Annotated in this window: 6 protein-coding genes; 4 read left to right on the top strand and 2 right to left on the bottom strand. The window is 54.5% G+C overall.

What is annotated here, in order from left to right; translation table 11 throughout:
* Positions 1-452 precede the first annotated feature (452 nt).
* Positions 453-1,208 (bottom strand): hypothetical protein, encoded by a 756-nt coding sequence (locus VWY34_RS13635; RefSeq protein WP_416545659.1) that lies wholly within the window; start codon positions 1,206-1,208, stop codon positions 453-455.
* 164 nt (positions 1,209-1,372) lie between these two features.
* Between VWY34_RS13635 and VWY34_RS13630 the strand changes: the two genes are divergently transcribed.
* The 4 genes from VWY34_RS13630 to VWY34_RS13615 all read left to right on the top strand — a co-directional run bounded on the left by VWY34_RS13630 (position 1,373) and on the right by VWY34_RS13615 (position 7,160).
* The gene (locus VWY34_RS13630) at positions 1,373-2,656 is read left to right on the top strand and encodes a CBASS cGAMP synthase (protein ID WP_416545657.1); all 1,284 of its coding nucleotides are present in this window, start codon (positions 1,373-1,375) and stop codon (positions 2,654-2,656) included.
* Entirely contained in the window at positions 2,640-4,433 is a 1,794-nt protein-coding gene (locus VWY34_RS13625) for a ThiF family adenylyltransferase (protein WP_416545661.1), read from the top strand. The genes VWY34_RS13630 and VWY34_RS13625 overlap by 17 nt, the downstream gene beginning before the upstream one ends.
* A gap of 1,033 nt (positions 4,434-5,466) precedes the next feature.
* Positions 5,467-6,285 (top strand): HipA family kinase, encoded by an 819-nt coding sequence (locus tag VWY34_RS13620; protein WP_416545656.1) that lies wholly within the window; start codon positions 5,467-5,469, stop codon positions 6,283-6,285.
* Positions 6,282-7,160 carry a DUF3037 domain-containing protein gene (locus tag VWY34_RS13615; protein WP_416545654.1) on the top strand — a complete coding sequence of 293 codons (879 nt, stop codon included), beginning with the start codon at positions 6,282-6,284 and terminating at the stop codon, positions 7,158-7,160. The genes VWY34_RS13620 and VWY34_RS13615 overlap by 4 nt, the downstream gene beginning before the upstream one ends.
* Before the next feature lie 212 nt (positions 7,161-7,372).
* Here the strand turns inward: VWY34_RS13615 and VWY34_RS13610 are convergent, their stop codons facing one another.
* Entirely contained in the window at positions 7,373-8,281 is a 909-nt protein-coding gene (locus VWY34_RS13610) for a putative phage abortive infection protein (RefSeq protein ID WP_416545652.1), read from the bottom strand.
* Positions 8,282-8,652 lie beyond the last annotated feature (371 nt).

Here is an 8,652-nt window from a genome sequence, read left to right as displayed (position 1 = left end):
CTTGTCCATGAAAGCCAGAGATCGGGAAAGCTTAGCCTGTAATGGGCTTCTGTGTGGCGTAGTGAAACACTGGTGAAGTCCAATCGCAACAAACGCTTTGCTCGGCATCGGTGCCGTTCGATCCGAGTGCAGCATTCTTCACTATGGGCTCACTGCCGCCTTGCGGCGATGCGGCAGCTCGGTTGCAGCGATACCGCACCTGGTTTCTGCTGCCAGATGACACCAGCCAGCCCGAACCGGACATACGTCTTGCCTCTCAGCCGTGACGGGTGCTCATGTAGGCCGGGGCGGTATAGCTGCCAGCCGGGGCGCGACGGGGGCCTGCGTGATGCCCTCGGACCGGATGCGGCAGGCATACTTCGGTCCGATGTCGACCAGCACCCGGACAGCCGCTTAGGAAAAACGAAGGCGCTCTATCGCAAAGCCAATATGATTGTAACGGAAGATGAGCATCATTGAGAGAGCCGCGCTCTTTCCTCCAATGCGTATTCACGAAGCGTTTTCGAGGGATCTTTCGACGGCGCCACTCGACGTAGTCTGAGACGGCCAGCCGTATTCAGCCCTTCGATCCAGCTGCGCCTCGTCCAATAGACGCCTTCGAGATCATCGTGGGATTGCGGGTCGTAAACAAGATCGGCTGCCCCCATGTGACGCTCTTCGTCCGTGGCCGAGGGATCTTTGGTTTCCTGCTCGTACACATAGGCGAGGTGAATGCGTGGTGTATGCTGGCACTTCCAGGGTCGTGCAGTAATAGAGTAAGACGTGGCGTCCATGGAGCTCAGCCCCGTCGCAAGCTTGAATGAGTACAGTGAAGCGGTAATCTCAACTGCGATGGCATCGTGGCGCTCTGCCGTTTCGTAGAGCTCAGCAAGGTCGATTGCGCTCTCTGTAGCCGCCGCGTTCCGCATTTTTTCAATGGTGGGCCAGTTCGATGCAGTCGTCCCGACCCACACACCGTTAAGGTCCGGGAACACCGTCCGGTTGAGCAAAGGTATCGTTCGCCAAATGAACCGCCATGGTGCCCAGTAGGCCGTGAGGCCGAAGACGATCCCAAGTACCGCAAGAACAGCCACTGGCAGATAGCGGATGACCACCGAGTCGGACACCGTCACACCGACCCAAGCGCCGAAATTGTCTGCATAGACGGCAAGTCCAACGACTATCATCAGCGCCGTGCCCAGAGTTCTCCACGGCAAAAGTGCATACATGTTTTGTTCTCCTACACCGCGGGACATCCACCTCTTGGATTCAGATCGAGGATGCCATATATCTTGCGGGCTTACGACTCTTTAGCCGCTACATGGTGTTGTCCCACCCGATTGGCTGAAAGTCCAGTTGATGATTTTGTTCTTTGGAACGAGAGGGGAACATCATGCCGGTGAATGCGCACAAAGCGCTCAACAGTACCAACGAGAGTTGCTACGTCAAGAAGCTCAAGCTTCCCAAGGAGCGTGAAGACGAGCTGCGCGCGGTCCGTGACGAGTTGCGAGACGCGATCCGTTCTGGATTGAAAGACTGGACCGACCGCTTTCCAATCACAGAAATGGTCACACGTGATGCGATTGTCGCGCTCAACTCTGAGCAAAAGGATATCACCGAGGCTTTCGGTCGGCCGAAGTTTCGGATGCAGGGAAGCTTTTCATACTCGACAGTGAACGATCCGGCGAAGGGTAAGACGCCGCCGCTTCAGATCGACCTGGACGACGGCATGTTCCTTCCGACACGCTACATCAATCGCGACGGTGCTCTTGCACCTTCTGTAGCGGCAGATGGCTACTTCAGAGCCGTCGAGCAGCTTGTATCAGATGTTTGCGAAAAGAACGGGTGGACGCTCAAGAAAAAGACATCCTGCATCCGTGTCGAGATTGACCGGGAGGCGCACGTGGACATCGCACTCTACGCTGTTCCAGAGAAAGAATTCGCAACCTTGGTCGAGACGGCGATGGCCCAAAACCGTGTGATCAAGGATGATTTCATGGATTTGCGCGATGATGACTTTGCCAATGAGATCTATGGTCGGCTCTCGGCTGACCAGATGCGTTTGGCCTGCCGCGGCGATGACGGGCGCGGCAATTGGATCCCGTCCGACCCGCGCAAACTTGAAGACTGGTTCCGGGATGCTGTTCGGGATCATGGAGACCAAGTTCGTTTCGTCTCTCGCTACCTGAAGGCCTGGCGGGACGAGCAGGATCTGGTAGGCCTTGCTTCGATCGCCCTCATGTGGGCGGTCGTTGAGGTGTTCAAGAACCATCAGGGCTATAAACCGTTCAACGGCCGCGATGATTTGGCCCTTCTTGCCGTGGCTCGCGCACTCCCTGACATCTTGCGCCAAGAAATACCGAACCCGGTTGTCCCGGGTGAGCGTCTTGACCAAGGGTGGAGCCAGACAAACCGCCAGATATATGCTTCAGCTGCAATGGATCTGGAGGCGCAGCTGGATGCGGCGCTAATTAGATCAAGCACGCCTCAGGCCACATTGCGGCATATGTTAGACGCCCTCGGTTCGAGGTTTCCGACAGATGTGAACCTTCTCGTTGACGACGCGGCTCAAGCGGGGGACACCGTTGCTGCTCCGGAGATCCTGACCAACAACTTGCTTGAAACCAAGGACGAGCGGCCCGCGGTGAAGCTGGGTGGAGATGAACGCTACGCTTGATCTTGCTGGCATAAGCAACGTGCTTGGCAGTGTCGGTCGGGCAGCTGAGAGCCAGTGGCGCGGACAGAGACTTGCTGCCGACGACCTGCGACGTCTACCAAAGGGGCCTTGGGTCGCAGGTTGGCGTTTCAGGGTGGCGGTCGAAACAGACGTCAAGGAGGTCGACTTGGTGTTCGACGCCGTCTTCCCCTGGTCGGCACCACGGCTCTACATGCGGCGCCCGCCGGCGCTCGGCACCCTCCCACATCTGGAAGCAGATGGGTTCATCTGTGCTTTTCCCAGCCGAACCCCGGTAGATCCTGCCAATCCGGTCGGGATTGCGCGGGCTTACCTGAAGAGGCTGCTGGAGCTAGCAGCGGATTGGTCGAACCCAGAATTCATCGAGAGAGAAATCTCTGACGAGTATCTATCCTATCTTGGGCGCAAGAGCGCGCCGCGGCCGATCCGGTCACTTCTGGCGCCGAGCGAGTACGCTGGGCCCAAGGCTTACTTATGGAGAGGCCGAACGGGTATCGTTCTCTCCGAAAACTCGGAACACCTGACCGAATGGCTAAATCGCCGGCACGGACGCCAGATGCGGCCCTGGTTGTTCGATCAAGCGGTGGTCCTTAGGCCAGATGCCCTACCCAACCCGCAAGAACTTCCCGGCAATGCCAGACAGCTATTGGAAATGGCGGCACCGGGAGCAGAGAGAGATGCTTTTATCGAGCCGCTTTTGTGCGGCACGGGTGCTTTGCTGGTGGCTGTCGCGCTACCAACGCGACCACATGCGACGATGATCGCGTATGAGATCCCAGGCGCGCGGAAGGAGACCGAGCGCGGGCGCAAGCATGTAACGGCCGGGTTCAGAGCCAAGAAGATGTCGCGCGAGGTTTTGATCCAACGGCGAGCCAGCGCATCTTTGAAAATTTCACCCATGGAGGTGGAGCGCCTTGATGCAGCATGGGTGCATGGGCGAGACCAACTGCCGGAAGTGCAAGCACTTCGAGGCAAGACTGTTACAGTGTTGGGATGCGGTTCCCTCGGATCTGGGGTTGCCACACTTTTAGCGAAAGCGGGTGTGGGTGGGTTAAACCTGATCGATCCCGAAGTCCTCGACAGTGAAAACACATCCAGACACGACCTGGGCATGTCGAACGTGGGGCGCTGGAAGGCAGACGCGTTGGCTGAGATGTTGCGCAATGAGTTTCCACATCTCCCAAATGTGCGTGAATATCATGTCCGTTGGCAAACGATCGCGGAAACCAAACCGGAGGTCTTGCTCGGCTCGGATATCATTCTCGTTGCGATCGGGTCCTGGATGGATGAAGGCGCGTTCGAGGCATGGCGTCTTGCCCAGGATCGTCCGCCTACGGCGATCTACGGGTGGTTGGAGCCGCACGCAGTTGCCGCGCATGCAGTGTCGTTTTCGGAAGGAGGACCATGTTTCGGGTGCGGCTTGAGCGCGTACGGCGAAAGCCTGCTCCGTGTTGCTGAATGGCCAGGAAGCACGACGACGCGGACGCATCCCGCGTGCGGCGGTGCTTTTCAACCCTACGGGGCATCGCAACTTGCGCGCGGTCACGGCCTGATGGCTGACCTGTGTCTTGAGCAGTTGATAGGCGACCCGACCCATGTTCACCGGATTTGGTCCGGTCCTACTCGTGTACTCGGTGCCGTTGGCGGAAACTGGTCCGAAGAATGGAAGGAGTTTGTAGGTCGGTCATGCGAGGCCGGAGGGGAGTTCGAGCGCACCTGGACCCGCAGCGATCGCTGTCGGATTTGCGGAAGCTCATGATGACTGTCTGGGTATGTGATCGCTTTGGGCTTCGATATAGGCTTGCGCCTCATGCGATTGAGGTGATGTTGAAGCACCGCCAATTGAGGTGGAAGGACCGTGAAGCTGGTGGCCCGCTGTTTTCCAGTTCACCTGGGCGGCACTGTACAATCGATTTAGCCTCCGGACCCTTCCCCCAAGACCGTAGAACTCGGCATGGCTACATTCCCCATCGGCTGAGCGTGCAAGCCGACGTTCTTCAAAAACACGGGTCGGGTCTACACTTCATCGGAACTTGGCACACGCATCCATCGCCGCGCCCAACGGCGTCGCCCTCAGATGCTAGGTCCATCCTCAATCTCTATAGAGAGTCAGACCACGATCTTGATGCGTTCATCATGTTGATTGTGGGTACTGACCGTGATCCAACAACATGGGAGCTATCTGCGCAGGGTACCTTCGGCAGGATCGTTCTCACCCCGACAACATTGACCGAGAGCGAGGCTTTTGGTGGAGGCCGCGAGTTCGAAGGCAATGGTCCAGATCAATAAAGCGAGCGAGACGGCTCACCTTCTTTGGTGTCCGATGCCTGACGCTGCTGACTTCGGCCTGTTCGAAAATGCTGCGCGATACCGCGAAAAGTCATTTCGGGGAAGCTGCGCCGCGGCGAAGACCGACTTGGTGACGGGAAGCTAGGAGCCGATAGCGACCTATGCAAAGTCGAGGCCGCTGAACGCCACCTGTGGCTCGAGCGGCCCATTGAGGACATTCGCAGGGCTGGCCATCGGTGTGTCTCTCTTCCCGAGCCGGTCATTCGAAGCGTTGTGCAGCGATACAACCAAGCTGTTACCTCAGGATCCCTGAGATGAATTTCTCAAAACGGCTGAGCAAAAAGACGACACAGATTTAAAATCTTCTGAAAATCCACAAAATTATTGTTGCAACAAGGCCCTACATGACTCGGAGTTCAACGAAGCGTGTATGGCCCCTTGCCTCTAGTAGCATTTTCCCCGTTAATCACGCATTTAGTGGGCAAGGGGTATGGGGTACACGCTTGACGATCTTAACTGTTCGCTCATCGGAATATCTCGGAAGGACTGAGACCGGCAGGTCGCATCCGATGAAATGCATATGCGAATGCGATGACGGAAGTGAGAGGGAGGTCTATGTCAAATACAAGGACTTTCATGATGAGCTGGTCTTCGACCACCTTGTGGGCGAACTGGTCGCAAATCAGTTCGCACTAGACCTCGGCCTGCCCGCAGCCACACCTTGCCTCGTGCGTGTCGATGAAGATTTTCTGGATGCTCTTCCACGTGACGAGGAAGGCGACGCTCTCCGAGTAGCGTTCGACGCAACCGGCGGCATCGCATTCGGCTCGGTAGCCTTTAGCGCGAACAGAAGATGGGCCCCCACCAACATCGTCCATAGGGGGCAGCTTCACCAAGCGGCCCAACTCTACCTGTTCGATACCATCGTTGAGAACTCGGACAGGGGCGTTGGGAATACGAACCTGCTAGCCCTTGGACACGATTTCAAGGTGATAGACTTCGGACACAGCTTTCAGCGCTGCCATGTTGGTTCAGATTACAATGCTGGGGCATTCCCTTGGCAGCATGGAGGTATCTTCAACCACTTCCCCGGAAACATGCAGCACGTGCTGCTCAGTGGCCTTAAGGATGTGACCGAGGAGATGATAGACGACTTCACGACGAACCTGGCAGGAATGTCAGACAATGTTATCGAAGATTATGTTACCATAGTGCCTCCTGCATGGGGGCAAGAATGCGCGTGCAAAATCGTGGACTATCTGCTAGACGCGCGCGTCAACGCGGATGGGTTCTCAACTCGGGCGAAGGAGGTGCTACTGTGAAACGCAAGTTCAAGTTCGACTACTGCCTCCTGCAGTACGAACATAACCCGTGGCTTAAGGAACGCCTCAATATCGGCGTGTTGCTGTATAGCGAAGCGGCTAACTTTCTTCAGCTCAAAACTCGGAGCTGGGATGGCCGTATCCTTCAGTCCTACCCAAATCTTGAAAAGGCGTCTTTCACAGAAGACCTTAATCAGATTGCGCGGAGCATTAAGGTTTTTTTGCGCACAGATTTCAAGCAGCCAAGTCTGATCCCAAGTCTTAGGTCGCTACCTTCAATCGATCAAAGCGAATATGGTGCATTGCGGATAGGTCGGTTGCTGTCTCCCGATATGGATACTAGCTACCGATGGGAGGTTGGTGGAGTTGGGGTTTGCAATTCACCCTCAGAGAAGCTGGATCAGCTCTTCCATCGCTTCGTCGCTTCTTATGACAAGCCTAAGAATGATGCAAATCGCAGTGATAGCCAAGTCTGGTCAACTTTCAGCTCCAAAATATCCGAACGAAAGTTGGATCATTTTATTGAAACAGACAAGATCGTTACCACAGATCTAGGCCCTGTAAAGTTTCATGCAGGATATAGGAACGGAGCGCTTCATGTTATTCAGCCCCTTTCCTTTGACCTTAAGGACGAGGAGCAAATTGGATCAAAGGCGGCTAGGTGGGCAGGTTACGCACAGGCGGTCAAGAGCTACAGCCAGGGTAGTGTGCAATCTCATTTTGTACTTGGGCACCCCTGCAAACCCAATCTTGAAGATTCGTTCGATAGGGCGAAGAAATACTTGGAGAAGATTACCGGAGCCAACAACGTTGTGACTGAAGAGAATTCGGGCGACTTTGCCGACATTATTGAAAGTCAGATGCAGGGGCACTGACCAGTCTCGCTGCAACCTTGCCGTGGCGACGCCGCATCTCGGCTTTGAGCCCAGATTACCACATGCCGCCGCGCAGCATCTGGCAGTTGCAGAATGGCTGCGCTGGTAATCTCGGCGCCAAGGTGTCACGTAAACTGCGTGAGGTATTAAGTCATTCCATACGCTTTCCGCCCATCAAACCACTCGCACGACATTATCCGCAGAGATGATTTTCAGTTATCTAAGTGGTTGAAATGAGAGGTTAGGGAAGGGTTTTTCTTCCTGTAGTCACTGGGCAAGTGCTTCAGAAGCTTATATTTCTCGATCCACGGGCGGAAATCGGCACCCCAGTGGGTTACTCCATTAAATATTAGGAGCTTCACCTCAGGGGAACTCATCTGAGCCCTGAGAATTTTTGAATATGCCTCTTTATCTTCTTCTGGTGCGCCTGAGTTTTCAATCTGCCTAACGCAATTATACATAAGGCGAAAATATGGACCTAGGCTGGGTTCGAATAGCAAGTTGTAGAGTTGTAGGTATTGTTCGATTTGAATTGCGCTATGCGCATAAGGCTGTAAGTCTTCGCCAAGTTCATCCGGGAGCTCACTTGCAAAATACTCCAAGACTGCGCCGCCTTTCAAATCACCGCCGCCTTCGATATCTGCGGGCAGCCTCATATTAGAGACGTGATCATTTAGTAGTCTAAGCGTAGAGAAATATCTGTTCTCAAATCTTTGCCGTTCAAATTCCTTTCTTGTGTCGGTAAGTTCACTACGTTGCAAGGAAAGTTCAACCTTTTGAAGAACAAGAGTCGCTATAAGTCCTGCAAATGCAAGGCCTGAAAAAAGAGACGAGATGCTGCCGAACATGTCTCCAGCCGTTCCAGCGTTCTCAGGAACTCCATATAGTTTTGGAAAAATCTCCCAACCCAAAGTCCAAATCAAAAGAACTGATGTGGTGGGAAGGATAATTACCACCCAATCATACAGCTTGCCGCTATCTTTCATTTTTGCGGCAAAAACGAGCGTGCAGAGAGTTCCGCAAATAATTATTGCAAGGAGGGAAATGCAGAACCACAAGATCATTGCAAACTCCAGCCTAATAGTCAGCGCATTTTGGTTCGATATTGCTGCCTTCGTCATCGCACCCCGCTCGGTAGCGAAGGTATTGCAAGTCAGACATGATGCACCTGACTTCTTGTCCGAAGCAGCTGGATCAGACAAGGCTGTGAATATAGAAATTCAGTCTCGATGCCGAAAGAGCACTTTATTCGCAGGCTTCTGCATCAACCCAGAGCTTTCAGCGAACACACGCGGTCAAGTGCAGCGCAAAATCAGCTGTGGAGCTCTGGGAAAACTTGTCTGAGCACAAGACCGAGTGAAGCTGGAGCTGAGATAACCTTGGGCAATGGTGGATCGTGTGTTGCTCTACGGATATTAAGTGGCGCATTTAATGGAAACAAACTGCGTATCGCTGTCGTTCAATCGCTGCGCAGCGAATGTTTTCTCCCCCC

Origin of the sequence: Phaeobacter sp. JH20_02 (assembly GCF_048056915.1) — a bacterium.
In the GTDB taxonomy this organism is placed as follows: domain Bacteria; phylum Pseudomonadota; class Alphaproteobacteria; order Rhodobacterales; family Rhodobacteraceae; genus Phaeobacter; species Phaeobacter bryozoorum.
The sequence above is the reverse complement of the archived record's forward strand: the minus strand, read 5'-3'. Positions and strand labels throughout refer to the sequence as shown.

Excerpts from the sequence above, each read along its gene's own strand:
- VWY34_RS13635 (WP_416545659.1), bottom strand. The coding sequence starts at position 1,208 with ATGTATGCACTTTTGCCGTGGAGAACTCTGGGCACGGCGCTGATGATA.
- VWY34_RS13630 (WP_416545657.1), top strand. The coding sequence starts at position 1,373 with ATGCCGGTGAATGCGCACAAAGCGCTCAACAGTACCAACGAGAGTTGC.
- VWY34_RS13625 (WP_416545661.1), top strand. The coding sequence starts at position 2,640 with ATGAACGCTACGCTTGATCTTGCTGGCATAAGCAACGTGCTTGGCAGT.
- VWY34_RS13610 (WP_416545652.1), bottom strand. The coding sequence starts at position 8,281 with ATGACGAAGGCAGCAATATCGAACCAAAATGCGCTGACTATTAGGCTG.